The organism is Thalassospira sp. ABL2_045 (assembly GCF_056161285.1).
Map to the genome: position 1 here is coordinate 662,586 of NZ_JBSWYV010000001.1, position 25,733 is coordinate 688,318.

The following is a 25,733-nucleotide window of genomic DNA, read 5'->3' on the forward strand; positions in this document are numbered from 1 at the left end:
AAGGGCCGCGCAATGACGGTCTGATCAGGCGGTTCGGGCAACCGGGCCGGAGGTTTCGTAGAGGAGAGTTTGGCTGTGTGTGACGCCAAGGGCCATATGCGCCATGCCGTGGATTTGTCGCGGCAAAAGATGGATGAGGGATGCGGGGGGCCGTTCGGGGCAATCATTGTGCGCAATGGCGAGGTGATTGCCGAAGGATGGAACAACGTCACATCCCAGAACGACCCGACCGCCCATGCCGAAGTCAGCGCCATTCGCGCGGCCTGTGCAAAGTTGGGCACGTTCGATCTGTCGGGGTGTGAAATCTATACCAGTTGCGAACCTTGCCCGATGTGCCTTGCGGCGATCTATTGGGCCCGTCTGGACAGGATCTATTACGCCAATGGCCGCGAAGATGCCGCTGCCATCGGTTTTGATGATCAGTTCCTTTATGATGAGGTGGCAAAGCCGATCGAAGATCGTTCCTTGCCGATTATTCATGTCGATTTGCCCGAGGCGCGCGAAGTGTTTACCGCCTGGGATCTCAAAACCGACAAGATTGCTTATTGAGACCGTTTGATTGCAGTGCGTTATGGGGTAAAACCGCGTGTTGGGTGCAAGACATATCGCTAAATGGGGGTGGCAACAGTGACGTCAACGACCGGTGAAGCCGGGACAAATACCGTGAAGGGGGCAGGGCCTGCGCAGCTTGAAGTGCGCGGCGTGACCAAGGCCTTTCCGGGCTGTCTGGCCAATGACGATATCAGTTTCCGTATCGAGCCTGGTGAAATCCATGCGCTGTTGGGGGAAAACGGTGCGGGTAAAAGTACGCTTGTGAAAATCATTTATGGCGTGCTGCAGGCCGATGAGGGCGAGCTGATCTGGGAAGGCAAGCCGGTCACGATCGCAAGCCCGCATGATGCGCGCGAAATGGGGATCGGTCTGGTGTTCCAGCATTTCTCGCTGTTTGAAACCATGACGGTACTTGAAAACATCGCACTTGCGATGAATGACGTGCGCGATATGGATGCGCTGCGCAAGCAGGTCGAGGAAGTTGAAAAGACCTATGGTCTGCCGTTGGATCCCGATCGCCATGTTTACACGCTTTCGGTCGGCGAGCGTCAGCGTATCGAGATCGTGCGCTGTCTGCTGCAGAACCCGAAACTTTTGATTCTCGATGAGCCGACCTCGGTCCTGACCCCGCAGGAAGTCGAAAAGCTGTTTGAGACGCTGCGTCGTCTGGCCGATGAAGGCTGCGCGATCCTGTATATCAGCCACAAGCTGCATGAAGTGAAGGCACTGTGCCAGAAGGCAACCGTGCTGCGCGGTGGCAAGGTTGTCGGCGGCTGTGATCCGCGCGAAGAAACCGCAAAATCCATGGCCGAAATGATGATTGGCCAGAAATTGACCGCACCGGACCGCGGCGAAGCCCGCACGTTTGGCGATGTGCGCTTGGCTGTTTCGGACCTGTCGCTTGAAAGCGATGAGCAGTTTGGCACCGACCTTAAGGGCATTAATCTTGAGGTGCGCGGCGGGGAAATCATGGGCGTTGCCGGGGTTGCCGGGAACGGCCAGAACGAATTGTTCCGCGCCCTTGCCGGTGAAACCGAACAGGAAGCGGCCCCTGACAGCATCAAGATTGATGGCACGTCGGTGGCACATTTTGGTCCGCGCCGCCGTCGTCGTCTGGGGGCAACATTCGTTCCCGAAGAACGTAACGGCCATGGGGCGGTGCCCGATATGAGCCTGTCGGAAAACGGGTTTTTGACTGCATTCAGGCGCATGGCGCTGGCTGCCAAAGGCCTGATCCGCGAAGTGCCGACCAAGTCATTCGCCGATAACATCATCAAGACATTTGATGTCCGCACCACTGGTTCCGGGGCAGAGGCCGGGTCGCTTTCGGGCGGGAACCTTCAGAAATTTATCGTCGGGCGCGAGATTTTGCAGGACCCGGGCGTTCTGGTGATTTCCCAGCCAACCTGGGGTGTGGATGCCGGGGCGGCGAGTGCCATTCATCAGGCATTGCTGGATCTGGCCGCCAAGGGCACGGCGGTTCTGGTGATTTCGCAGGATCTCGACGAGATTTATGCCATTTGTGACTCAGTGGTTGTGATGGCGGAGGGCAAAATGTCCAAACCGCGTCCGATGACCGATGTCAGCATCGAGGAAATTGGTCTGTTGATGGGGGGGCTTCATGATCTTGAAGGCGACGCGACCCCGGCGAACGACACGCAAGTAGAGGGAGGTCGCGTTGGTCAGGCTTGAACCCCGTCGCCAGCATTCCCAGGCGATGGTTTATCTGTCGCCGGTTCTGGCAATCCTTATGACGCTTGTTGTCGGCGGGATCATCTTTGCCTTTCTGGGCAAGAACCCGTTTGATGCGCTTTATACGTTCTTCATTTTGCCGATCAATAACAGCTATGGCATTTCCGAGCTGTTTGTGAAGGCGACCCCGCTTGTCATCATTGCGGTCGGTCTGGCTATGGGCTTTCGGGCCAATGTCTGGAACATCGGGGCCGAGGGCCAGCTGACCATGGGGGCGATTTTCGGCGGGGGTCTGGCACTGTATTTCTATGACAGCGAAAGCGTGTTTTTGATGCCGGCCATGTTTGTGCTGGGGGCGTTGGGCGGTGCCCTTTGGGGTGCGATCCCGGCGTTGTTGCGCACGCGCTTTAACGCCAATGAAATTCTGACCAGCCTGATGCTGACCTATGTCGCGACGCTTTTCCTGAGCTTCCTTGTGCATGGGCCGTGGCGGAACCCCGAAGGGTTCAACTTCCCGGAATCCCGTCCGTTCCCGGATGCCGGGTTGCTGCCGATCATCTTTGAAGGATCGCGCGTGCATCTTGGGACTGCGGTTGCGGTGCTGGTGGTGATTGCCGGTTGGTTGTTGCTGTCAAAATCCGTGATCGGTTTCCAGCTGCGTGTTGTCGGCAAGGCCCCACAGGCCGCCCGCCATGTCGGGTTCCGTCAGAAACGCATGGTGTGGTTTACGCTGCTTCTGGGCGGGGCGCTGGCAGGCTTGGCCGGTTTGTTTGAAGTCGCCGGTCCGATCGGGCAGCTTCAACCGTCCATCTCGCCGGGTTATGGCTTTACCGCGATTATCGTGGCGTTCCTGGGTCGCTTGCATCCGGTGGGCATTCTGTTTGGTGGTCTGATCATGGCGCTGACCTATTTGGGGGGCGAACTGGCGCAGATTACATTGGGTCTGCCCAATGCCGTGACCGGGCTGTTTCAGGGGATCTTGCTGTTCTTCCTGCTGGCCTGTGATGTTTTGACCAAATACCGCATTCGTTTCGGCTCCATCGCGGCAAAAGGGAGAACCGCATAATGGAATGGATTGTTCCCTTTATCCTGACGGTGATTACCGCATCCACCCCGCTTTTGCTGGCGGCAACCGGTGAGCTGGTGACCGAGAAATCCGGTGTGCTCAACCTTGGTGTTGAAGGCATGATGCTGGTTGGTGCGATTGCCGGTTTTGCGGTCACGGCCTCAAGCGGGTCGGCGATCCTGGGCATTCTGGCCGCGATTGTTGCCGGAACCCTGATGTCGCTGATCTTTGCGTTTTTGACCCTGACGCTGATGGCCAACCAGGTTGCGACGGGCTTGGCGCTGACGATTTTCGGGGTTGGTTTCTCGGCCCTTGTCGGATCGGGCTTTGTAGGCTTTGCGATTGAGCCGCTGCCAGCCCTTGCGATCCCGGGTATCAGCGCCATTCCGATTATTGGTCCGATCCTGTTTGGGCAGGATTTTCTCGTTTACCTGTCGATTGCGGTTGTGATCGGGGTGGCGTGGTTCCTTGCGAAATCGCGTGCCGGTCTTGTGCTTAAGGCGGTTGGGGATTCCCATCATTCGGCACATGCGATTGGCTATTCCGTGATCAAGATCCGCTATCTGGCGACCATGTTTGGCGGGGCGATGGCGGGCCTTGGTGGTGCGTATCTGTCGCTGTCCTATACGCCGATGTGGGCAGAAAACATGACGGCCGGTCGTGGCTGGATTGCGCTTGCGCTGGTGGTGTTTGCCACTTGGCGTCCGGGGCGTCTGGTTGCCGGGGCCTATATGTTTGGCCTGATTTCGGTGATGCAGCTTCATGCACAGGGGGCTGGCATTCACGTGCCCAGCCAGTTCATGTCGATGCTGCCGTATCTCGCGACCGTGATCGTGCTGGTGATTATTTCAAGCGACCGTGCGAAAATCAGACTGAATGCGCCGGCCTGTATCGGGCAGGCGTTCAGAGCCGCCCAATAGGGTTTCGGCGGCTTTGTGTGCGGGACCGAAACACGTCAAATGATGTTTCGGCCCGACGGGAGGAAGACTGTACTTGCCAAACCTCACACAAGCCGGGCCACGGCTTGTCCGGTTTGTCTGAGTTTTGGTTTGTGCAGGAACGCGTCATTGATTGCGATCAGGAATTACGTATAAATCCTGATTGAGTGTCTAACAGGGAGACTGAAATTATGAATGCAAGCCTCGTGAAGCGCACACTTGCCGCCGTTGCGGCTGTTGGTGCCCTCGCAACCGGCATGGGTGCAGCCCAGGCCGAAGACGTTAAAGTCGGTTTTGTCTATGTCGGCCCGATTGGTGACCATGGTTGGTCCTATCGTCATGACATTGGCCGTCAGGCGATTGAAGCCGAACTCGGCGATGCTGCGACTACCAGCTATGTCGAAAGCGTGCCGGAAGGTGCCGATGCCGAGCGTGTGATCCGTCAGATGGCCCAGACCGGCCACAATCTGATCTTCACCACCTCGTTCGGTTACATGAACCCGACCGAAAAAGTCGCCAAGCAGTTCCCGGATGTGAAATTCGAACATGCAACCGGTTACAAGCGTGCCGACAACCTGTCGACCTATGCTGCACGTTTCTATGAAGGCCGCTATGTTGCTGGTGTGATCGCCGGTAAAATGACCAAGTCGAACGTTGTTGGTTATGTCGGTTCGTTCCCGATCCCGGAAGTTGTCCGTGGCATCAACTCTTTCATGATGGGCGCATGGTCGGTTAACCCGGACGTTGAAGTCAAAGTCGTTTGGGCCAACACCTGGTACGATCCGGGTAAGGAAGGCGATGCGGCCAAGGCGCTGATTGACCAGGGTGCAGACATCATGGTTCAGCACACCGACAGCCCGGCACCGCTTCAGGTTGCTGAAAACCGTGGCGTTCTTGGTTTCGGTCAGGCATCTGACATGATCAAGTTTGCACCGAAAGCACAGCTGACCGCGATCGTCGATAACTGGGACAGCTACTATGTTGCCCGTGCCAAGGCGGTTGCCGATGGTACCTGGGAATCCCAGGACACCTGGGGTGGCATCAACACCGGTATGGTCGAAATGGCACCTTACACCAACATGCCTGACGACGTGAAAGCACTGGCAGAAGAAACCGAAGCAAAAATCGCATCGGGTGAATTCCACCCGTTCACCGGCCCGATCTATGACCAGGCTGGCGAACTGCGTGTTGCAGAAGGTGAAATTGCTGATGACGGCATGCTGCTGGGCATGGACTGGTACATCCAGGGCATCGACGCAGAACTGCCGAAATAAGTCAGGTTTCCGGTCCATCCGGATCGGCGAAATAACAAAGCCCCGTGCATTAAGGTGCGCGGGGCTTTTTTCGTGGCCTGGTGTGATTGGTCGTAATGGAAAAACTCCTGCCACCCGCTATGTGGGTTAGGTTTTCTTCTTTGCCGGGTCGGGCTTTTTTGCCTTGGCTTCGGCGACCTTTTCATAGGCGACCATTTCGGTGCGCGGATGAAACAGCGCATAAAGGGCTGCGCGCCAGCCACGCAGCTTGACCTTGTGTTCGCGGGTCTTGCCGGCCCAATTGTCGCGGAAGCGTTCCATGTCTTCGCGGCGATTGAAATAGATCACCATATCAACAATGGGGGCGGCCGCGTCGCGCGGGATTTCGATATTGCGAATGCCCATCGTCCAGTTCTTGCTCATGACATTGACGTCGAGCCAGTCCAGCACCCCTTGTGCGGAATGCTTTTCATGTATGACGACGCGATATGGAAAATTCCGAAGATCTTTCGTCATCCGTTGTGTTCCTGACGGTTCCCGTTTCGGTTGATGATACATGAAATCGTTACAAAGATGATTAATTCCTAGCGTCGCCGAAAAAATCAGACAAATGCATAGGGGCGGGCACCCCTTTTGGAGTGTCTCGCGTTCAAGTTGGGCGGAGACAGAGATTTGCTTCCAATAGGAGCGGATCGTTGCATTTGCGCGAAGGGCTTTGCGCGTTGGTTTTGCAGATGTAAATGCAGGCCGACGCGACGTGTCAATCTTCTAAAGCAAGGGTTGAATAGTTGTGGGCGGGATAATAGTTTATTCAATAATAATTCCAGTTTAGTCTGTTAGTTATTGAGAAAATGGCGTATGAAAAGCTAATGTTTTCTCTTCTAACTAGAATTTTTACATGATAATTAAGTAATTCATCCTGCCGGCAAATCTGAATTGCTAGCGTGTCTATAAGAACAAGAAACGGGGTCTTGAGGTGAGTGCAAAGCCTTCTGACATTCAGCCTTCAGGGCGGGAACGTCATTTCAAACCGGAAGAACTGATCGTCAGCAAGACCGATCTCAAGGGCCGCATCACCTATGCCAACGAGGTGTTTTTGCGCCTGTCTGATTATTCGGAACGTGAAGTTCTTGGTCAGCCGCATGCGATGATCCGCCATCCGGATATGCCGCGCTGCATTTTCAAGCTTTTGTGGGACCGGATTTCTTCCGGGCACGAGATTTTCGCCTATGTCGTCAATATGGCCAGCAATGGTGATCATTACTGGGTTTATGCCCATGTGACGCCGACCTTTGACGCCAATCACAATGTGGTTGGATACCATTCCAACCGCCGGGTGCCGGACCCGAAAGTTCTGAGTGAAACGATCATTCCTCTGTATGCGGAGCTTCGCAGCATTGAGGAAAGCGTGCCCAATCGGAAGGACGGCATGAATGCGGCGTCCAAAGCGTTGATGCAAAAGCTGTCTGATATGGGCATGTCGTACGACAAGTTTATACAAAGTCTCTAGAAATTGGGTGTCTCCCCACCCCCGAAATCGAAGGTTCGAGGTTCTAATGTCGCTATTTGGTGGTTCAAAATCAGGTATCAAAAAAGCACTGGATGTGGTCTTGGCCGCAGCCGATGGTGATTACGAAGCCCGCATCACCAATGTCGACAGTCATGCCGACATGCGCGAACTGTTCATTGCTATCAACCGCCTGATCGACCGCAATGACGCGTTCCTGCGCGAAAGCGCCGCATCGATGGGGGCTGTTTCGGAAAACCGTTATTACCGCCGCATCGTCGAGACCGGGTTGGTTGGGGAATATCTGTCTTCGGCCAAGCGCATCAATGCCGCGAGTGCCTCGATCGAGCAGAAGTTGTCTGGTTTTGCCGATATTCTCGATGAATTCAAAAGCGGCTCCTTTGCCGCGGTTGATGATATTGCCAGCGCGGCAATCGCCCTTGCCGAGGCATCAGGTGATGCGAATTCCATCGCCCATGAGACCAGCTCGCGATCAACCAATGTTGCCGCCGCTGCCCGCCAGACGGCAAGCAATGTCAGCGAGCTTTCAAGCGCGTCGGAAGAGCTCAATGATTCGATCCGCAATGTGTCCGATCAGGCCCGTGAGTCGGTCGAGATTGCGCACCGTGCCAATGGCCTGGCGCAGGAAACCGATGGTCGTATCGGCCAACTTGAAGCCGCAGCGGGCGAGATCGTTGAAGTGGTCAGCTTTATCCGTGACATTGCCGCCCAGACCAACCTTCTGGCGCTGAATGCGACCATTGAGGCCGCCCGTGCCGGTGAAGCCGGCAAAGGCTTTGCCGTTGTCGCCAACGAGGTCAAAGGACTTGCCAACCAGACCAGCAAGGCGACCGAAAGCATCGAGGAAAAGGTTCAGGACATCCAGACTGCGATTGAACAATCGGTCGGCTCGATCCGCGAGATCGCAGGCGTAATTGATGATCTCGCCGCACGCTCTGACATGATTTCGGGCAATGTTGAAACCCAGGCGAGCCTTTCAACCAACATTACGCGCAATGTCGAACAGGCATCGGGCGGCGCACAGGAAGTTACCGACAACATCACTGTGGTTTCGGATATGGCCGGGCGCACTGGCGAGGCCGCCGACACCACGCGCGACATGGCCGATCGCCTTGCCGATCAGTCGGAAAACCTGCGTAATCAGTTGGGTGTGTTCCTAGATACCATCGAAAAACTGCTTTATACCGCCAAGAAATAGCCGCTTTCTGCGTGCAACAGGTAGCTTCGGGCGTCATGATGGTGCCCGATCGTTTTTAGTCAGGAGAGCGGTGCCATGCGGGTTTTCTTCAATTCGCGTCACGATGCCCATGATGGGGCTGGCGAAATGCATCATGGGCGCATGGTGCCGTGTTTTGAAAACGCACGACGCATTCCGATCATTCGCGATGCGGTGGCGCACGCGATCAAGGCGCAGCTGTTTGATCCCAAGGATTTCGGCATTGATCCGATCCGGGCGATCCATGATGCCGACTATATCGATTTTCTTGAAACCGCATGGGATAGCTGGACCAAAGCCGGCAACAAGGGCGATGCGTTTCCCTATGTCTGGCCGACCGGTGGTTTTTCCGGCGGCAAGCCCGAACATATCAGCGCGCGTCTTGGCCAATATGCCATTTCATCCGACACACCGATTACGCAAGGCACCTGGAAGGCCGCCTATTGGGGCGCCCAAACAGTGATCTCGGCCGCCGAGGCCGCCTGGAGCGACAATGAGTCGTCCTTTGCGCTGACCCGTCCGCCGGGGCATCACGCCCATGCCAACCGATATGGTGGTTATTGCTTTTTGAATAATGCCGCCATCGCCGCCCAGCACATGATTTCCAGGGGTGCGAAAAAGGTTGCGATCCTTGATATCGATTACCATCACGGCAATGGCGCGCAGGATATTTTCTATGAGCGCGGCGACGTTCTGACGATTTCGATCCATGCCGACCCGACCCATCAGTTCCCGTTCTTCATGGGCTATGCCAATGAAACCGGCCGCAATGACGGGCAGGGCGCAAACCTAAACGTCCCGCTTCCGGGCGGCAGTGATTTTGGTGCCTGGGGGGCTGGCTTTGCCAAGGCGATGCAGAAACTTCTGACCTGGCAGGCCGATGCGTTGGTGGTGGCCCTGGGTGTTGATGCCCACGAAGCAGAGCCGATTTGTGATTTCAAACTCCAGACCGATGATTTCAACCGTATCGGGCAAATGATCGGGCGGATGGGGCTTAAAACCGTATTCACCATGGAAGGTGGCTACGCCCATGACGTGATCGGGCACAATGTAGCAGCGGTGCTGAGCGGATATCTTGAACTCGCCAAAAACTAGATCCGCCAAGCTGAACTACAAAAACGCCCCGAACGGATGTCGGGGCATTTTTTTATTTCGCGTTCTGGTCGCTCAGCGTTCCCAGGGCGGCGTGCCGCCAAATTCCGCAACCAGAAAATCGACAAAGGCACGAACACGGGTCGGCAGATAGCGGTTTTCGGGATAAAGCGTATAGACCGCATGGGATGGCGGTTGATAATCCGGCAGAACGCGTTTGAGATGTCCGTCGCGCAGATATTCATCAACTTCCCAGTTCGATTTCAGCGCAATGCCATGCCCATCAAGGCACCAGCGGGTCAGGACTTCGCTGCTATCTGAATCCATCGATCCCGCGACGGCCAATGTGACGGGCGGCTCATCGCCGGGGCCTTGCAATGTCCATTGATATTGCTGCGATCCCGGGAAGCGCAGCAGCAGGCAATTATGGTTCAAAAGATCTGCAGGCACTTTGGGCGTGTCGTTCTTTTCCAGATACTCCGGACTTGCGACCAGCATGCGCTTGTTGGATGCCAGCTTGCGAACAATCAGCGAGCTTTCCTTGAGCTCGGCAATGCGGATGGCGAGATCGACCTTGTCTTGCAGCAGGTCCAGCAACCGGTCCGACAGATGCAGGCGGATTTGCACATCCGGATTTTGTTCGACGAATTTCGGAATGATCGGGGCAACGTATTTATTGCCAAACGCCACCGGGCAGGTCAGCGTGACCGGGCCGCGGGTGGTGTTTTTCTGATTGGCGATGGCGTTTTCCGCTTCCTGCATTTCGGTCAGAATGCGCAGGCAGTGGCGGTAATAGACATCCCCTTCGGTCGTCAAATTAACCCGGCGCGTGGTACGGTTCAGCAGGCGCACACCCAGACGTTCTTCCAGGCGGGCGATCCGGTTTGACACCACAGCAGCCGAATGGCGCAATTCGCGCCCGGCAGCAGAAAGGTTGCCAAGTTCGGCAACGCGGACAAAAATCTGGATGTCCTCAAAGTCGGACATGGTGCGGGAAGCTCCTGATGTCTGGGGGCGGTTTCTTGCTTTTGGTTGGCGCTTTAAGTGCTGATTGGGCGGCGCCACTGTGCCATTTTAAAGATTATTTTGAAAGTCATTTCGATTATGCTCACCCCCTAAATAATAGAGGCGGTCGGGGGACTGTGTTAGGACAAGAAGCAGATCGACAAACAGATCGACTGGACGCAACCCGGGCAAAATAGCGCCATCAGAGCCGCATCAAAGGCCCCGGGGGTATCATCAAGGCAGGGCTGCCAGCGCGCCGGAAACCGCGCATGGGCGAGACGGAGGTTTCAAGCACCGTGGATATTCTGTTTCAGGACTGGATCAACTTGATCCTGCGCTGGGCGCATTTGATTACGGGCATCGCTTGGATCGGGTCTTCGTTCTATTTCGTGTGGCTGGATCTGTCCCTGCGCAAGCGCCAGGGTATGGACGAAGGCGTTTATGGCGAAGCCTGGATGGTGCATGGCGGCGGCTTTTATCATGTGAACAAATGGATGGTGGCACCCAGTTCCATGCCGCCCGAGCTGCACTGGTTCAAATACGAGGCCTATTTCACCTGGATTACGGGCTTTGCGCTTCTGGTGACGATGTATTACTGGAGTGCGGAAAGCTATCTGATTGACCCAAGCGTTCTGGCGCTGACCAAGATGGATGCGATCCTGATTGGTCTTGGCAGCCTGTTTGCCGGTTGGGTGATCTATGACATCATCTGCAAAAGCCCGATTGGCAAAAGCACCGGCAAGCTTGCGATCGCACTGTTCATCCTGATCATGGCTGCGAGCTATCTGTTTACCCATGTCTTTAGCGGGCGCGGGGCGTTCATCCATGTCGGTGCGATGATCGGCACGATCATGGCCGCCAACGTGTTTCGCATCATCATCCCAAACCAGAAAAAGGTCGTCGCCAGCCTGATGGCCGGTGAAAAGCCTGACCCGGCATTGGGGCTGCAGGCCAAGCAACGTTCGACCCATAACAATTATCTGACCCTGCCGGTGTTGCTGATGATGATCAGCAACCACTATTCGATGCTGTTTTCCCATGATCAGTCGTGGCTGATTGTCGGGCTGATCCTGATCATTGGCGGGCTGGTGCGCCATTTCTTTAACACGCGTAATGCCGGCGGCACCGGTAAGGCGATTGCCTGGCAGCTTCCGGCCGCAGCCATTGGCATGGCGGTGCTGGCAATGTTTGCCAGTTACGACCCCAATGCAGTCAAACTGGCCGAGGAAGACGTCATTACCGCCGATCACGCGCAGGCGATCGTCCAGACGCGTTGCACCACATGCCATTCGGCCAATCCAACGGATGAAGGGTTCGACGAGGCGCCGGCCGGTGTGATGTTTGATGATCTGGCCCAGATCGAAGCCAATGCCCAGCGCGTGCTGGCGCAGGCCGTGATCGGACGCGCCATGCCACTGGGCAACCTGACGGAAATGACCGAGGAGGAGCGTGCCCAGCTTGGTCAATGGATCCGCGCGGGTATGCCGGAATAAGGCGTTTCGGAAACAGGATAGTGCAAAGGGCGGCTGCAAAATGGGGCCGCCCTTATTGTTTGCGCGAAACCGGAAAATCGGTGTGCAAGGTTACGCGTAAAATAAAACGCCCCGCCGGTCTCCCGACGGGGCGGGAAGCAGGCCGGCACAGGGCGGATTGTGGTGCAATAAGCTCAGCACAGGCGAAACTTCCGCACCCCACATAAGTCCTGAAAACGGCGCCGTCAATCTGATCAAAAAATAATCAAATTGTCATCAATGACCGAAAAATAATCAGAGATAGAATAGGGTGCGCAAATATTTTCCCCAAACAAGTTGTAAAATAGTTGCTTATTGCGTAGGAATCCCCCGATTCGCGATTTTATTCAATTTGGTCCCTGAGTCTGGCACGGTTTTAGCAAGTGCAACGGCGGTGCAATAAAAACTCAGTGGAGGCTATAAATGAATAAGAAGCTTCAGGCGCTTATCGGCGCCGGGGCCATGGCAGTGTCTGCGATGGCAATGTCAGCCGCACAGGCAGCAGAGACCATCAAGGTTGGCGTGCTGCACTCTCTTTCCGGCACAATGGCGATTTCCGAAACCACGCTGAAGGACACCGTCCTGATGCTGGTCGATGACCTGAACAAGAACGGTGGTTTGCTTGGCAAGGAAGTCGAAGCAGTGGTCGTTGACCCGGCTTCTGACTGGCCGCTTTTTGCTGAAAAAGCCCGTGAGCTGATCGAACAGGAACAGGTTGATGTTGTGTTCGGTTGCTGGACGTCGGTTTCGCGTAAATCGGTTCTGCCGGTCTTCGAGGAACTCAACAGCATGCTGTTCTATCCGGTTCAGTACGAAGGTGAGGAAAGCTCGCGCAACGTGTTCTACACCGGTGCGGCTCCGAACCAGCAGGCGATCCCGGCCGTTGATTATCTTCTGAGCGAAGATGGTGGTGCTGCCGAACGTATCGTTCTTCTGGGTACCGACTATGTGTATCCGCGTACGACCAACAAAATCCTGCGTTCCTATCTGAACGGCAAGGGTATCTCCGATGAAGACATCATGGAGAACTACACCCCGTTCGGTCATTCCGACTGGCAGTCGATTGTTGCTGACGTGAAAGCCTTTGCATCGGCTGGCAAAAACACCGCCGTTGTTTCGACCATTAACGGTGACGCGAATGTTCCGTTCTACAAGGAACTGGCAAACCAGGGCATCAAGGCCGAAGACATTCCGGTTGTTGCCTTCTCGGTTGGTGAAGAAGAGCTGGCCGGTATCGACACCGCGCCGCTGGTTGGTCACCTTGCTGCCTGGAACTACTTCCAGTCGGTTGAGGCAGATGCCAACGATGCCTTCATCGAAAAATGGCATGCCTTCATCGGTGATGAGTCGCGCGTGACCAACGACCCGATGGAAGCAACCTATATCGGCTTTAACATGTGGAAACAGGCTGTTGAGCAGGCTGGCACCACCGATGTCGATGCAGTTCGTCAGGCAATGTACGGCCAGGAAGTTGCAAACCTGACCGGCGGCACCGCTGTCATGAACACCAACCACCACCTGTCCAAGCCGGTTCTGATCGGCGAAGTTCAGGATGATGGTCAGTTCGACATCGTTTGGGAAACCGATGGCACCGTCGTTGGCGATGCATGGTCGGACTTCCTGCCGGAAAGCGCAAAGCTGACCGCCGACTGGACCTATCCGTGGGTCTGCGGCAACTGTGAAAAACCGATGTACTGATTGGTTTTGGATGGGCCGGTCGCGTTATGCGGCCGGCCTGTTCATTTTGGGGCGGCCTTTCTGTGGGGCCAGGCCCGAGATTTCTTTATTTCCTTTTCCGTTTTGCATTCAAAGGTTTGGTGATCATGCGCAATGACATGCTTTCGATGCTGCGCCGTTCCCCGTTCTGCCTTCCACAGGTCCGCAACGCCATCCAGGGTTTCGCGATGGTTCTGGCCTGTCTTTTGATTGTCGCCACAGCCCTGCCCAAGGGGGCGCTGGCCTATAGCGACGAAGAACTTCGCAATGTGACTGAGCGGCTCAATGTCAAAAGCTCGACCAAGAAGATCGGCGTGATCGAGGAAATGGCTGCAGACGGGGACCCCCGTGTTGCGCCGATCCTGCGCGCGATGCTCGAAGGCGACCTTTATGTCCGCGACAGCGACGAGCACGTTGTGATCACCCGCAAACAGGGCAAGGTCTATACCCATATCGACATTGTCAGCGGCGAAGAGATCGGCGAAAGCGGATCCAAGGAAATTTCCAAGATCAAGGTCAATAACCGTCTGCGCGGCGTTCTGCGCGATGCGTTGGCGACATTGAACCTGTTTAGCCCGGATTTGACGGTGCGTAGTGGTGCGGTCGAACAGATCATGGATGCCCGCGATCCGGCGATGCTGCCGCTTTTGCTGCGTGCGATTGACCGCGAAGAAGATGAAACGCTTCTGGCGCGTATGGAGCTTGCGCGTGCGACCATGGCGCTGGCGGCCGGTGAAACCACCGAAGAACGCCTTGCTGCGATTGAGGTTCTTTCAAGCGAAACCACCCCGCAAATCCGTGCGGTGCTGTATCAATTCGTTGCCAGTGCCGAGGCCGAGGGCTTTGAGCCCGAAGTTATTGCCGCGGCCAATGATGCACTTGAATCCGTCGAAGGGCGTCTGTCGACCTGGCAGACGGTGGGCGATGTGTATCGCGGGATCAGCCTGGGCTCGGTCCTGTTGCTGGCGGCGGTTGGTCTTGCCATTACCTTTGGTGTGATGGGGGTGATCAACATGGCCCATGGCGAGATGATCATGATCGGCGCCTATACCACCTTTATGGTGCAGCAGGCGCTGGGATCGTTCCTGCCATCGGGTTCGGCCTGGTCATTGGTGATTTCCGTGCCTGCGGCCTTTTTGGTTGCCGGTGCAGTCGGGGTTGTGATCGAACGATCCGTGATCCGCTTCCTGTATGGTCGTCCGCTTGAAACCCTGCTTGCGACCTGGGGGGTTAGCCTTGTTTTGCAACAAGCGATCCGCACGATCTTTGGTGCGACCAACCAGCAGGTCACCGCACCTGATTTCATGAGTGGGGCGATTGAATTTTCGACCGGTCTGGTCCTGACCTATAACCGGCTGTGGATCATTCTGTTTAGCATCATCGTCGTTGCGGGCATCGCCGCTGTGCTGCGCTATACCGCGTTTGGTTTGCAGATGCGCGCGGTGACGCAAAACCGCCGCATGGCCGGGTCGGTTGGTATTCGCACGGGCTATGTCGATGCACTGACATTTGGGTTGGGGTCGGGGATTGCCGGCATCGCTGGTGTGGCGCTCAGCCAGATTTCCAATGTCAGCCCGAACCTTGGTCAGACCTATATTATCGACAGTTTCATGGTGGTTGTGTTCGGCGGGGTCGGGAACCTGTGGGGCACTGTGCTGGGCGCGTTCAGCCTTGGGATCGTCAACAAGTTCCTTGAGCCGGTCGCAGGTGCAGTTCTGGCCAAGATCTTTGTCCTGATTGCGCTGATCCTGTTTATCCAGAAACGACCGAAGGGGCTGTTTGCCCTTAAAGGTCGCGCGGTGGAGGCCTGATCCATGACCGATTACCGTCAAAAATATCAAATGACGCCGGTGATTGGCTGGCTGCTGAATGACCGCGGCGGGATGATCCTTCTGGGTATTCTGATCGCGGCTGCCATTCTGGTGCCGATGAGCAACCTGTTGCTGCCGGAAAGCTCCGCCTTTCATGTGCCGACCTGGATGGTCAGTCTGCTGGGCAAGTATCTGTGCTATGCGCTTTTGGCGCTCAGTGTTGATCTGATCTGGGGTTTCTGCGGGATTTTGTCGCTGGGCCACGGGGCGTTCTTTGCGCTCGGCGGTTATGCCATGGGCATGTATCTGATGCGCCAGATCGGGGATCGCGGCGTTTATGGTGACCCGGTCCTGCCGGATTTCATGGTCTTCCTGAACTGGCAGGAATTGCCATGGTACTGGTATGGCTTTGACATGTTCTGGTTTGCCATCGTCATGGCGATGTTCGTGCCGGGGCTTCTGGCCTTTGTGTTTGGCTTCCTTGCCTTCCGCTCGCGCGTGACCGGGGTTTATCTTTCAATCATTACGCAGGCCATGACCTATGCGCTGTTGCTGGCCTTCTTCCGCAACGATATGGGCTTTGGCGGCAATAACGGCCTGACCGATTTCAAGGATCTGCTGGGCTATTCATTGCAATCGGATGGCACGCGCGCCGGATTGTTTGTCGCATCCTGTGTGTTTCTTGGCATTTGCTATGTGCTGGCGCGGGGTATTACCCAGTCGCGGTTGGGCAAGGTTCTGATTGCCATCCGCGATGCGGAAAGCCGCGTGCGTTTCACAGGCTATCGCGTCGAATATTACAAGCTGTTCGTCTTTACCGTTTCAGCCGTAATGGCGGGTATTGCCGGTGCGCTGTATGTGCCGCAGGTCGGCATCATCAATCCGGGCGAATTTGCCCCGGCCCTTTCGATTGAAATTGTCATCTGGGTCGCGGTTGGCGGGCGTGGCACGCTTTATGGGGCGGTGCTGGGCGCGTTTATTGTCAACTACGCCAAGACCTTCTTTACCGGGGCGATGCCGGACTTCTGGTTGTTCTTCCTGGGCGGATTGTTCATTGCCGTCACCCTGTTCCTGCCAAAAGGTGTGATCGGTGCCATTCCGGCCTTCGGGTCGCCAGACCGGCAATCCATCATCACAGCCTGGCGCAAGCGCCGCGCAAATGAAGGAGGCAAGGCATGAGCGAAGCAGCCATTCAAGTGAATGCCTCGGACGAGGAACAGGTCAAATCCGCCAAGTCGGAAACCATCCTTTATGTCGACGGGGTATCGGTGACCTTTGACGGGTTCCGCGCGCTTAACAACCTGTCCTTTTATGTCGAGCCGGGCGAACTGCGCGCCATCATCGGCCCGAACGGGGCGGGCAAGACCACGATGATGGATATCATTACGGGCAAAACCCGGCCTGATACCGGCGATGTGCTGTTTAAAAGCGAGATTGATCTGACCAAGATGGACGAGGCCGAGATTGCCAATCTGGGTATCGGGCGCAAGTTCCAGAAACCGACGGTGTTTGAAAGCCATACGGTTTTTGACAACCTGCTGCTGGCCGCATCAGGAGGACGTGGTGTGTTTCAGGCGCTGTTCCATCGCCTAACAGACTCGGAAAAGATCAAGATCGAAAAGACGCTCGTCACCATCATGCTCGAAGACAAGCGTGATGAAATGGCGGCCAATCTTTCACACGGGCAGAAGCAGTGGCTGGAAATCGGCATGCTGTTGATGCAGGAACCCGAACTTCTTCTGGTTGATGAGCCGGTTGCCGGGATGACCGATTCCGAGACCGAGGAAACGGCGAAACTTTTACGATCCATCGCCAAGGAATACTCAGTCGTCGTGGTCGAGCATGACATGGAATTCGTCCGTGACCTTGATTGCAAGGTGACCGTGCTTCACGAAGGATCGGTTCTGGCCGAGGGCCGCCTGGATCATGTGCAGAAAGACCCGCGGGTCATTGAAGTTTATCTGGGGCGCTAGAGGGATTTAGACATGCTTGATGTTAGCAATATTGATCTGTTCTATGGCGCGTCCCATGCCTTGCGCAAGGTGTCGCTGAATGCCGAAACCGGCAAAGTGACGGCGGTTCTGGGGCGCAATGGGGTTGGCAAAACATCCCTGATGCGGGCCGTGGTGGGTCAGCACCCAATAACTGACGGCAATATCAAATGGGAAGGCAAGGATATCTCACGCGATCCGTCTTATCGGCGCTCAGCTAATGGCATCGCGATTGTCCCGCAGGGGCGCGAGATTTTCCCGCTTCTGACTGTGAAGGAAAACCTTGAGACCGGCTTTGCAGCACTCCCGCGTGCGATGCGCCATATCCCTGATGAGATTTTCGAGCTATTCCCGGTGCTGCGTGACATGCTGGGCCGTCGAGGCGGGGACCTTTCGGGTGGGCAGCAACAGCAATTGGCCATCGGGCGTGCGCTTGTAACCCGCCCGCGATTGCTGGTGCTAGATGAACCGACCGAGGGTATTCAGCCATCGATCATCAAGGACATTCAGCGCGTCATCAAACAGCTCGCCGATCGCGGTGATATGGCGATCCTGCTGGTCGAGCAATATTTTGAATTTGCCCACGAACTGGCTGACGAGATTGTCGTGCTGGAGCGGGGCGAAGTTGTTCTTTCGGGTGCGAAAGAGACACTCGATCGCGAAAAAGTCCGCGCCTATCTGACTGTTTGATCAGCATTTGCCAAAAATTTGCGCAACTTGCCTGCCGCCAATCGGGCCAAATGCCGCCAGATCCCCTGTATTGGCAGGGTGTTGGCGGTTGGCCCGCATCTTGCTGTGAAGCCCCTTGGTATCAGGGTCAAAACTCATTCACATGACCGACCCGGCAACTGATATGAGAGAAAAAGCTAGGAAAAGCCCGCAGAGCGGGATGCTTCCCGGTCAAGGGATTTGACGTAGAGGCTTTCTCTCATATCAGTTGTCCTTCGGATCACCCGGATTTGCACGGGCTATTTTGTCGCAAAATCTTGAAAGATGTAGATCTTCCTTTGATTTTGCTCCGCATATCCGCACAAATCCGGGAGACCGGGACGATTATGTGAATGAGTTTTGACCCTAAGGACCCGTAAGTGGGCCGCTTTAGTCAGGTGTCTTTGTGCAGCTTCGCAAACTTGAACCGACAACATCCGCAAACCCGAATGCGGAGATGGAAACGCCAGCAACGCCTGCCCGCATCATTACCGATGGCCGGGCCGAGGTGACGTTTCGTCAGGGCACAGGTGCAGCGCATCAGGGCGGGCATGCAGCCCTTGATCATCTTTATTACCGTGACCCGATGAAAATCCTGTTCCCGCGGCCAACCGCGGGGGATCTGGCGACAGCTGTTCTGGTCACGACATCGGGCGGCATGGTGGGGGGCGACAAGCTTGCCTTTGCTGGCAAGGTCGAAGAAGGCGCATCGGCGCTGTTTACCGCCCAGGCGGCGGAAAAGATTTACCGGTCGGTCGGACCGGATTGCGAAATGTCGGTTGATCTGGGTGTGGCGGATGGTGGCTGGCTTGAATGGTTGCCCCATGAAAGCATCCTGTTTGATCAGGCCCGGCTGAAACGCAAAACGACCGTAACTGCATCGGGCACTGGCATGGTCATGGCCGGTGAGATGATGGTGTTTGGTCGCCTTGCACGCGGTGAGGTTTTCACGACCGGCCTTGCGCGTGATGCATGGGATGTCTCGATTGACGGGCGCCCGATCTGGCGCGATGCGCTGCATCTTGAAGGTGATGTGCTGCGCATGCTCGATCACGAGGCGGCCTTTGATGGCGCGCGGGCCAATGCGACTGCCATTCTGGTCGGGCATGGGGCAGAAGATAAGCTTGAAGCCGCACGCGATTGTTTGGCGCAGGCAACCGATGGGCTTGAGGCGCGCGATGTGTTGTGTGCCGCGACCGCGATGAAGGGGATTGTGATTGCACGCTTCATGGCGCGCGATCCGATGAAATTGCGCCGGGTTTACGGCGCGTGGTGGAAATCATTCCGCCATCAAACACGGGGGCTTCCCGCACGCTTGCCGCGTTTGTGGGAGATTTAATCGATGAAGCCAAGGAGTAGGCAGGCATGAATCTGACGCCACGCGAAAAGGACAAACTTCTGGTTTCGGTTGCCGCCATGGTGGCGCGCAATCGCCTTGAGAGGGGGGTGAAGCTGAACCACCCCGAAGCGATCGCGATCATCACCGACTATGTCGTTGAAGGGGCGCGCGATGGCAAATCTGTTGCCGATCTGATGCGGGACGGGGCGACCGTGATCACGCGCGATCAGGTGATGGATGGCATTGCCGAAATGATCCACGAAATTCAGGTCGAAGCGACCTTCCCGGACGGGACGAAGCTTGTGACCGTTCATGAACCGATCCGCTAGGGGTAAAACTCATGAATATGACCGTACCGGCAACTATTCTGGGCTTGAAATACAAGGAAAAGCCCGCTGCGCGTGGTGGCCCCCCGGGCAAGGGATTTGACGCAGGAGTTCGAGCCCAGAATAGTTGTCCAAAGGATCGCTCGTATTTGCACGGGCTGCTTTGTCGCAAAAACTTGCAAGATGTCGATCTTCCTGCGTTTTCGCTTCGCGCATCCGCACAAATACGAGCGACCGGTGCGGCCATATTCATGAGTATTACCCCTATGGAGGAGCAGTTATGATTCCAGGTGAAATCATTACCAAGGAAGGCAGCCTCATCCTGAACGAGGGGCGTGAAACCAAAACCATCACCGTTGCCAATACCGGGGACCGCCCGGTGCAGGTGGGGTCGCACTATCATTTCTATGAAACCAATCCGGGCCTTGATTTTGACCGCGAAGCCGCACGTGGCTTCCGCCTTGATATCCCGGCCGGTACCGCTGTTCGTTTCGAGCCGGGCCAGTCGCGCGACGTCAATCTGGTGAAATATGCCGGGACCGGCACGGTCTATGGCTTTAACGCCAAAATCAACGGCAAGCTTTAAGCGGGGGGATGGAATAAATGGCTTACGAAATTGATCGTCCGTCCTATGCGGCCATGTTTGGCCCAACCGTCGGCGACAAGGTCCGTCTGGCGGACACCGATCTGATCATCGAGGTCGAAAAAGACTTCACCACCCTTGGCGAGGAAGTCAAATTCGGCGGTGGCAAGGTCATCCGTGACGGCATGGGCCAATCACAGGCAACGCGCGCCAATGGTGCGGTTGATACCGTGATCACCAATGCCCTGATCCTTGATTACACCGGCATCATCAAGGCCGATATCGGCATTCGTGATGGCCGCATTGCCGGGATCGGCAAGGCCGGGAACCCCGATGTGCAGCCCGGTGTGGATATCATCATCGGTCCGGGTACCGAAGTCATCGCCGGTGAAGGCAACATCATCACCGCTGGCGGTATCGATGCCCACATTCACTGGATCTGCCCGCAGCAGGTTGAAGATGCGCTTTATTCCGGTGTGACCAGCATGCTGGGCGGCGGTACTGGCCCGGCCGCGGGCACGAACGCCACCACCTGTACGCCGGGCCCTTGGCATATTGCCCGCATGCTGCAGGCAGCAGACGGCATTCCGATGAATATCGGGTTCTTTGGCAAGGGCAATGCGACTCTGCCCGGATCGCTGGAAGAACAGGTCAAGGCAGGTGCCTGTGGCCTGAAACTTCATGAAGACTGGGGCACAACGCCAGCGGCGATTGATACCTGCTTGTCCGTGGCCGATGACCTTGATGTGCAGGTCATGATCCATACCGATACCTTGAATGAAAGCGGCTTTGTCGAGCATACCCGTGCATCGTTCAAGAACCGCACCATTCACACCTTCCACACCGAAGGTGCCGGTGGCGGCCATGCGCCCGATATCATCAAGCTGTGTGGTGAGGCCAACGTATTGCCAAGCTCGACCAATCCGACCCGTCCGTTCACGGTCAATACGATTGACGAGCATCTCGACATGCTGATGGTTTGCCATCACCTTGATCCGAAAATCCCCGAAGACGTCGCCTTTGCCGAAAGCCGTATCCGCCGTGAAACCATCGCGGCCGAGGATATCCTGCATGATCTTGGTGCGTTTTCGATCATCTCGTCTGACAGTCAGGCCATGGGCCGCGTGGGTGAGGTCATCACCCGCACCTGGCAGACCGCCGACAAGATGAAAAAGCAACGCGGTGCGTTGCCCGAGGATTCCGGCACCGGCAACGATAACTTCCGCGCCAAACGCTATGTCGCGAAATACACCATCAACCCGGCGATTGCGCAGGGTATTGGTTCGCATGTCGGCTCCATCGAAGTGGGTAAGATCGCCGACCTTGTTGTCTGGAAACCGATGTTCTTTGGCACCAAACCCGACATGGTGATCAAGGCGGGCATGATTGCTGCGGCAGCCATGGGTGATCCGAACGCATCGATCCCGACCCCGCAGCCGGTCCATTACCGCCCGATGTTTGGTTCGTACGGTAATGCACTTGCGAAATCGAGCTTCTCGTTCGTATCACAAGCGGGCATTGATGCGGGTATTGCCGCCGAATTTGGTCTGTCGAAAGAGCTTCTCGCTGTTTCGAACACGCGTAATATCGGCAAGAAGGACATGAAGCTGAATGACGCGCTTCCGGCGATGGAAGTGGATCCGGAAACCTATCAGGTGACGGCAGATGGTGAACTTCTGACCTGTCAGCCGGTGGATGTTGTGCCGATGGCGCAGCGTTACTTCCTGTTCTGATCGGTGGTATCGAACTCCATGCGTCACGCCATTGAACATATTCCGGTTGACCGTGCCGACACGTCCGAGGTGCGCGGTACGGTTACCCTGGCCTTTTCCGACCGGCATCGCCGCCGCATTCGTCTGCATGATGATGCGGGGGAGCCTTTCCTACTCGATCTGCCGCATGCGGTGCGTTTGGCGGATGGGGATCGGTTGCGCCTTGTTGATGGCGGGGTGATTGTCGTGCGCGCGGCGGACGAACCGGTTCTGACCATCACAGCGGCGGGGCCGATTGCAACCGCCAAGCTGGCCTGGCATATCGGCAACCGTCACACCCCGGTTCAGGTATTGAATGACGGACGTTTGCGCATCATTGATGACCATGTCATGCGCGACATGATCACCGGCCTTGGTGGTGTGGTGGAAAATGAAATCGCACCGTTTGATCCGCTGAATGGTGCCTATCACGGGCTGGGTGGCGCGCATGGCCACAGCCATGGCCATGATCATTTCGACCATGATGATCAGGGCCATTCATCGCATTCGGACCACTCTCACGATCATCATCACGGGCATTCCCATGACCACGGATGACCTGACCCTTAACCCGGCTGGTCTGATGCGGCTGATGACGTGGCTGAGCCCGTCATTTCCGGTTGGTGCCTATACCTATTCGCATGGCGTTGAATATGCCGTCGAAGACGGGCGGGTGACATCGGCTGATAGTCTGATCAACTGGGTTGAAGGGGTTCTGGAATTCGGCGCCGGGCGGATTGATGCGGTGCTGTTTTGTGCCGCATGGCGGGCGGCGCGTGCGGGCGATGAAACGGCCCTGTTTGACATCGGGGTCGAGGCCGATTGTTGGCGCGGCACATCCGAGATGGCGTTGGAAGCAACCGCACAGGGACGTGCCTTTGTCTCGACGATGCAAAAGGTCTGGGGCGATGGAATGATCACCCGTTGGGCCAATGCCATGCGCGACGATGATCGTTTGCCATCCTATCCGGTGGCGGTGGGCATTGCCGCGGCCCAGTCCGATGTGCCGCTGCGTGATGCACTGACGGCTTATTTGCACGCGATGGCAGCAAACCTTGTGTCCAGTGCGGTACGTCTGGTGCCGCTGGGCCAGACCGATGGCGTGCGATCGCTGACATCGCTTGATGGGGCGGTCACCATTGCGGTTGATCACGCCATGCAGACTGACCTTGCCGATCTTGGTGCGGCGGCGCCGATGGTCGACTGGACATCGATGAAACACGAAACCCAATATACGAGGCTATTTAGATCATGAGCTCTCCCCTTCGTATCGGAATTGGTGGCCCGGTCGGGTCCGGCAAAACCGCGCTTCTGGAGCGCCTGTGCAAGGCGATGCGCGATGATTTCAACATCGCTGCAATCACGAATGACATCTATACCCGCGAAGACGCCGAATTCATGACCCGTTCGGGCGCGCTGGCGGCTGATCGCATTGCCGGTGTTGAAACCGGCGGCTGCCCGCATACGGCCATTCGCGAAGATGCCTCGATCAATCTGGCGGCGGTCGAAGACATGGCCGCCAAGCATGCCGGGCTTGAGGCGATCTTTATTGAATCGGGTGGCGATAACCTGTCGGCGACCTTCTCGCCGGAGCTGGCCGACATCACCATTTACGTCATCGACGTTTCGGCAGGGGACAAAATCCCGCGTAAAGGCGGTCCGGGCATTACCCGTTCGGACCTTTTGGTGATCAACAAGACCGATCTGGCGCCGCTGGTGGGCGCGGATCTGGGCGTGATGGATCGCGATGCCAAGAAGATGCGTGGCGATCGTCCGTTCCTGTTCACCAATCTCAAGGCGATGGACGGCCTTGAAGACGTCAAAAACTTCATCATCGAGACAGGGGGGCTCCGCCAATCCGCAGCATCCTGATATGGGGATATAAGGATAGCTGCACGGGCAAGGCCGGTTACATTAACGCGGCATTGACCCAAGGATGACGGGAGCACGCATCGCCCGGCTGGCAACAGCCGGGCGTTTGTGTTTTTAGGATCAAAAACCAAATACGCAACTTTTTAGTTGCATAATAAAACCTATTCTGGCAAGTTAAATGCAACCAGGAGGTTGCGTTATGTCAAATAGCATTGAGAAGTCGATTGAAATCAAGGCATCCCGGTCGCGCGTGTGGCAGGCCCTGACAGACCATCAGGAGTTCGGCACATGGTTCGGGATTGATATCAAGGCGCCGTTTGTGGTGGGCGAGGTGTCCAGGGGCATGATGACCATCGAAGGGTTCACCCATGTGCCGTGGAACTCGACGATCAAGGCGATGGAGGAACCGGCCTATTTTGCCTATACATGGCATCCCTATGCGGTCGATCCCGATATCGATTATAGTGGCGAAGCCGAAACCCTTGTCGAGTTCTGGCTGGAAGAAACAGCGGGCATGACATTGGTAAAGGTGCGCGAAACCGGATTTGATAAACTGCCACCCCATCGCATTGCCGATGCCCTGCGCGCCAACACAAATGGCTGGGGTTTCCAGTTGGAAAATATCAAGAAACATGCAGAAAGCTGAAAAAAATACAGATAATGGCAAACAGGACCGGGATTTTTCCGTCCTGTTTGCCGCCTTGGGCGATCCGACACGGTTGGCGATCTTTGATCGTCTCGCCGATGGCAGGCCGCGCTCGATCTCGGCCCTGTCTGATGATGCCGATATGACCCGCCAGGCGGTGACAAAGCATCTGCGCGTTTTGGAGGCCGCAGGCCTCGTGCAAAACCATCGGGTCGGGCGCGAAAGCCAGTATGCCTTTTGCCCCGATCAACTGGCCGACGCACGCGCCTATCTTGATCAGGTCGCAGGACGTTGGGAATCTGCCCTGATGCGCCTTAAAACCTTTGTCGAAGATGGCGAGGCCTAAGGTTTTGAAATCCATCGCATATTAGAATGTCTGGGCATGTTTTGGCATCAAAGTAGCGTCATTTTGCTTGGCGCTGATGATATTTGCGGTTATCCCATAGCGCGTTGAGCCGGTCGGGCGGACCGGTTAACGAAGGCAGGTTTGCTCAAGGGGTTGATTGCAGATCTGTCTTATAACGGGAATGGGAAACCGTTACATGAAGACCAAAGATATCGTCTATGTCGCCCTGTTCGCGGCCCTGACCGCCGTTCTTGGGCTGTTTCCGCCAATTACCCTTCCGGTGACCGGTGTTCCGGTGACGGCACAATCACTTGGTCCGATGCTGGCCGGGGCCATTCTGGGTGCCCGTCGTGGCGGGCTTTCGATTGTTCTTTTCCTTGTTCTGGTTGCTGTTGGCTTGCCGCTCTTGTCTGGTGGGCGCGGTGGCTTTGGCGTGATGATCGGGGTGACCGGCGGGTTTATGTTCGGCTGGGCCATCTCGGCCTTTGTCATCGGACTTCTGATCGAGAAGTTCTGGAACCGCCTGAACGTGGTCAATGCCGGCCTGTCCATCGCCTTTGGCGGGATTGTCGTGCTCTATGCCATTGGCAATGCCTGGGTCGCGGTCGTGGCCGAGATCAGCTATTGGCAGGCAACCGTTGGGGCGGCACCGTTCCTGATCGGGGATGCCATTAAGGTGGTGATTGCAACCGCGGCATGCATTGCGGTGCGGCGCGCCTATCCCTTGATTTCCAAGGCGGGCTAACGTCTTATGGGCGCAAGTGATGTGCTTGCGCCCATTTTGAACCCGT

At 56.3% G+C, this 25,733-nt stretch carries 27 protein-coding genes; 25 read left to right on the plus strand and 2 right to left on the minus strand.

The genetic code is table 11. The features are described 5' to 3' along the window. Positions 1 to 75 precede the first annotated feature (75 nt). The 5 genes from ACXAIA_RS03115 to ACXAIA_RS03135 all read left to right on the plus strand — a co-directional run bounded on the left by ACXAIA_RS03115 (position 76) and on the right by ACXAIA_RS03135 (position 5,522). Positions 76 to 549 (plus strand): nucleoside deaminase, encoded by a 474-nt coding sequence (locus ACXAIA_RS03115; RefSeq protein WP_475348057.1) that lies wholly within the window; start codon positions 76 to 78, stop codon positions 547 to 549. A gap of 63 nt (positions 550 to 612) precedes the next feature. Beyond that, positions 613 to 2,244, plus strand: a complete 1,632-nt coding sequence (locus ACXAIA_RS03120) for an ABC transporter ATP-binding protein (RefSeq protein ID WP_475348058.1) — start codon at positions 613 to 615, stop codon at positions 2,242 to 2,244. Next, positions 2,231 to 3,310, plus strand: coding sequence for an ABC transporter permease (locus tag ACXAIA_RS03125; protein WP_475348059.1), 1,080 nt, complete (start codon positions 2,231 to 2,233; stop codon positions 3,308 to 3,310). Before ACXAIA_RS03120 ends, ACXAIA_RS03125 begins: the two co-directional genes overlap by 14 nt. Continuing rightward, a complete protein-coding gene (locus tag ACXAIA_RS03130; protein WP_475348060.1) occupies positions 3,310 to 4,230 on the plus strand; it encodes an ABC transporter permease in 921 nt (306 codons plus the stop codon). The genes ACXAIA_RS03125 and ACXAIA_RS03130 overlap by 1 nt, the downstream gene beginning before the upstream one ends. A gap of 209 nt (positions 4,231 to 4,439) precedes the next feature. Next, entirely contained in the window at positions 4,440 to 5,522 is a 1,083-nt protein-coding gene (locus ACXAIA_RS03135) for a BMP family ABC transporter substrate-binding protein (protein WP_475348061.1), read from the plus strand. A gap of 126 nt (positions 5,523 to 5,648) precedes the next feature. Here the strand turns inward: ACXAIA_RS03135 and ACXAIA_RS03140 are convergent, their stop codons facing one another. Further along, positions 5,649 to 6,017 carry a hypothetical protein gene (locus ACXAIA_RS03140; protein ID WP_475348062.1) on the minus strand — a complete coding sequence of 123 codons (369 nt, stop codon included), beginning with the start codon at positions 6,015 to 6,017 and terminating at the stop codon, positions 5,649 to 5,651. Positions 6,018 to 6,477: 460 nt separating this feature from the next. Here ACXAIA_RS03140 and ACXAIA_RS03145 point away from each other — a divergent pair, with 460 nt between their 5' ends. The 3 genes from ACXAIA_RS03145 to ACXAIA_RS03155 all read left to right on the plus strand — a co-directional run bounded on the left by ACXAIA_RS03145 (position 6,478) and on the right by ACXAIA_RS03155 (position 9,340). Then, positions 6,478 to 7,011: a PAS domain-containing protein gene (locus ACXAIA_RS03145; protein ID WP_475348063.1), complete on the plus strand. Its 534-nt coding sequence runs from the start codon at positions 6,478 to 6,480 to the stop codon at positions 7,009 to 7,011. Positions 7,012 to 7,057: 46 nt separating this feature from the next. After that, positions 7,058 to 8,227, plus strand: coding sequence for a methyl-accepting chemotaxis protein (locus ACXAIA_RS03150; RefSeq protein WP_475348064.1), 1,170 nt, complete (start codon positions 7,058 to 7,060; stop codon positions 8,225 to 8,227). A 75-nt stretch (positions 8,228 to 8,302) separates the two neighbouring features. After that, complete coding sequence (locus ACXAIA_RS03155) at positions 8,303 to 9,340, plus strand: histone deacetylase family protein (RefSeq protein ID WP_475348065.1); 1,038 nt, start codon at positions 8,303 to 8,305, stop codon at positions 9,338 to 9,340. Positions 9,341 to 9,412: 72 nt separating this feature from the next. Here ACXAIA_RS03155 and ACXAIA_RS03160 read toward each other — a convergent pair whose 3' ends face one another. Then, on the minus strand, positions 9,413 to 10,324 hold the full coding sequence (locus tag ACXAIA_RS03160) for a LysR family transcriptional regulator (RefSeq protein WP_475348066.1): 912 nt from the start codon (positions 10,322 to 10,324) through the stop codon (positions 9,413 to 9,415). A 287-nt stretch (positions 10,325 to 10,611) separates the two neighbouring features. On the opposite strand from ACXAIA_RS03160, the gene ACXAIA_RS03165 reads away from it, so the two are divergent. From ACXAIA_RS03165 to ACXAIA_RS03245, 17 genes are all read left to right on the plus strand, one after another. After that, positions 10,612 to 11,835 carry a urate hydroxylase PuuD gene (locus ACXAIA_RS03165; RefSeq protein WP_475348067.1) on the plus strand — a complete coding sequence of 408 codons (1,224 nt, stop codon included), beginning with the start codon at positions 10,612 to 10,614 and terminating at the stop codon, positions 11,833 to 11,835. Between the two features lie 441 nt (positions 11,836 to 12,276). Then, entirely contained in the window at positions 12,277 to 13,551 is a 1,275-nt protein-coding gene (urtA, locus tag ACXAIA_RS03170) for an urea ABC transporter substrate-binding protein (protein ID WP_475348068.1), read from the plus strand. A gap of 125 nt (positions 13,552 to 13,676) precedes the next feature. Next, positions 13,677 to 15,380 carry an urea ABC transporter permease subunit UrtB gene (gene urtB, locus ACXAIA_RS03175; RefSeq protein ID WP_475348069.1) on the plus strand — a complete coding sequence of 568 codons (1,704 nt, stop codon included), beginning with the start codon at positions 13,677 to 13,679 and terminating at the stop codon, positions 15,378 to 15,380. 3 nt (positions 15,381 to 15,383) lie between these two features. After that, positions 15,384 to 16,559 carry an urea ABC transporter permease subunit UrtC gene (gene urtC, locus ACXAIA_RS03180; protein WP_475348070.1) on the plus strand — a complete coding sequence of 392 codons (1,176 nt, stop codon included), beginning with the start codon at positions 15,384 to 15,386 and terminating at the stop codon, positions 16,557 to 16,559. After that, complete coding sequence (gene urtD / locus ACXAIA_RS03185) at positions 16,556 to 17,353, plus strand: urea ABC transporter ATP-binding protein UrtD (protein WP_475348071.1); 798 nt, start codon at positions 16,556 to 16,558, stop codon at positions 17,351 to 17,353. The genes urtC and urtD overlap by 4 nt, the downstream gene beginning before the upstream one ends. 12 nt (positions 17,354 to 17,365) lie before the next feature. Continuing rightward, positions 17,366 to 18,061 carry an urea ABC transporter ATP-binding subunit UrtE gene (gene urtE, locus ACXAIA_RS03190; protein ID WP_475348072.1) on the plus strand — a complete coding sequence of 232 codons (696 nt, stop codon included), beginning with the start codon at positions 17,366 to 17,368 and terminating at the stop codon, positions 18,059 to 18,061. 424 nt (positions 18,062 to 18,485) lie between these two features. Continuing rightward, positions 18,486 to 19,418, plus strand: coding sequence for an urease accessory protein UreD (locus ACXAIA_RS03195; protein WP_475348073.1), 933 nt, complete (start codon positions 18,486 to 18,488; stop codon positions 19,416 to 19,418). Between the two features lie 26 nt (positions 19,419 to 19,444). Then, entirely contained in the window at positions 19,445 to 19,747 is a 303-nt protein-coding gene (locus ACXAIA_RS03200; protein WP_417828335.1) for an urease subunit gamma, read from the plus strand. Between the two features lie 11 nt (positions 19,748 to 19,758). Next, complete coding sequence (locus ACXAIA_RS03205; protein WP_338186647.1) at positions 19,759 to 20,028, plus strand: hypothetical protein; 270 nt, start codon at positions 19,759 to 19,761, stop codon at positions 20,026 to 20,028. Further along, complete coding sequence (locus ACXAIA_RS03210; protein WP_062956783.1) at positions 20,025 to 20,330, plus strand: urease subunit beta; 306 nt, start codon at positions 20,025 to 20,027, stop codon at positions 20,328 to 20,330. Before ACXAIA_RS03205 ends, ACXAIA_RS03210 begins: the two co-directional genes overlap by 4 nt. A 17-nt stretch (positions 20,331 to 20,347) precedes the next feature. Beyond that, positions 20,348 to 22,060, plus strand: a complete 1,713-nt coding sequence (gene ureC, locus ACXAIA_RS03215) for an urease subunit alpha (RefSeq protein ID WP_475348074.1) — start codon at positions 20,348 to 20,350, stop codon at positions 22,058 to 22,060. 18 nt (positions 22,061 to 22,078) lie between these two features. After that, entirely contained in the window at positions 22,079 to 22,636 is a 558-nt protein-coding gene (locus ACXAIA_RS03220) for an urease accessory protein UreE (RefSeq protein ID WP_475348075.1), read from the plus strand. Then, the gene (locus tag ACXAIA_RS03225; protein ID WP_475348076.1) at positions 22,527 to 23,333 is read left to right on the plus strand and encodes an urease accessory protein UreF; all 807 of its coding nucleotides are present in this window, start codon (positions 22,527 to 22,529) and stop codon (positions 23,331 to 23,333) included. The genes ACXAIA_RS03220 and ACXAIA_RS03225 overlap by 110 nt, the downstream gene beginning before the upstream one ends. Further along, positions 23,330 to 23,950 carry an urease accessory protein UreG gene (ureG, locus tag ACXAIA_RS03230; protein ID WP_044829628.1) on the plus strand — a complete coding sequence of 207 codons (621 nt, stop codon included), beginning with the start codon at positions 23,330 to 23,332 and terminating at the stop codon, positions 23,948 to 23,950. The genes ACXAIA_RS03225 and ureG overlap by 4 nt, the downstream gene beginning before the upstream one ends. 199 nt (positions 23,951 to 24,149) lie before the next feature. Further along, positions 24,150 to 24,596 carry an SRPBCC family protein gene (locus tag ACXAIA_RS03235; RefSeq protein WP_475348077.1) on the plus strand — a complete coding sequence of 149 codons (447 nt, stop codon included), beginning with the start codon at positions 24,150 to 24,152 and terminating at the stop codon, positions 24,594 to 24,596. Continuing rightward, on the plus strand, positions 24,583 to 24,942 hold the full coding sequence (locus ACXAIA_RS03240; protein WP_475348078.1) for an ArsR/SmtB family transcription factor: 360 nt from the start codon (positions 24,583 to 24,585) through the stop codon (positions 24,940 to 24,942). Before ACXAIA_RS03235 ends, ACXAIA_RS03240 begins: the two co-directional genes overlap by 14 nt. Before the next feature lie 196 nt (positions 24,943 to 25,138). Then, positions 25,139 to 25,687 (plus strand): biotin transporter BioY, encoded by a 549-nt coding sequence (locus ACXAIA_RS03245; RefSeq protein ID WP_475348079.1) that lies wholly within the window; start codon positions 25,139 to 25,141, stop codon positions 25,685 to 25,687. The last annotated feature ends 46 nt before the right edge of the window (positions 25,688 to 25,733 follow it).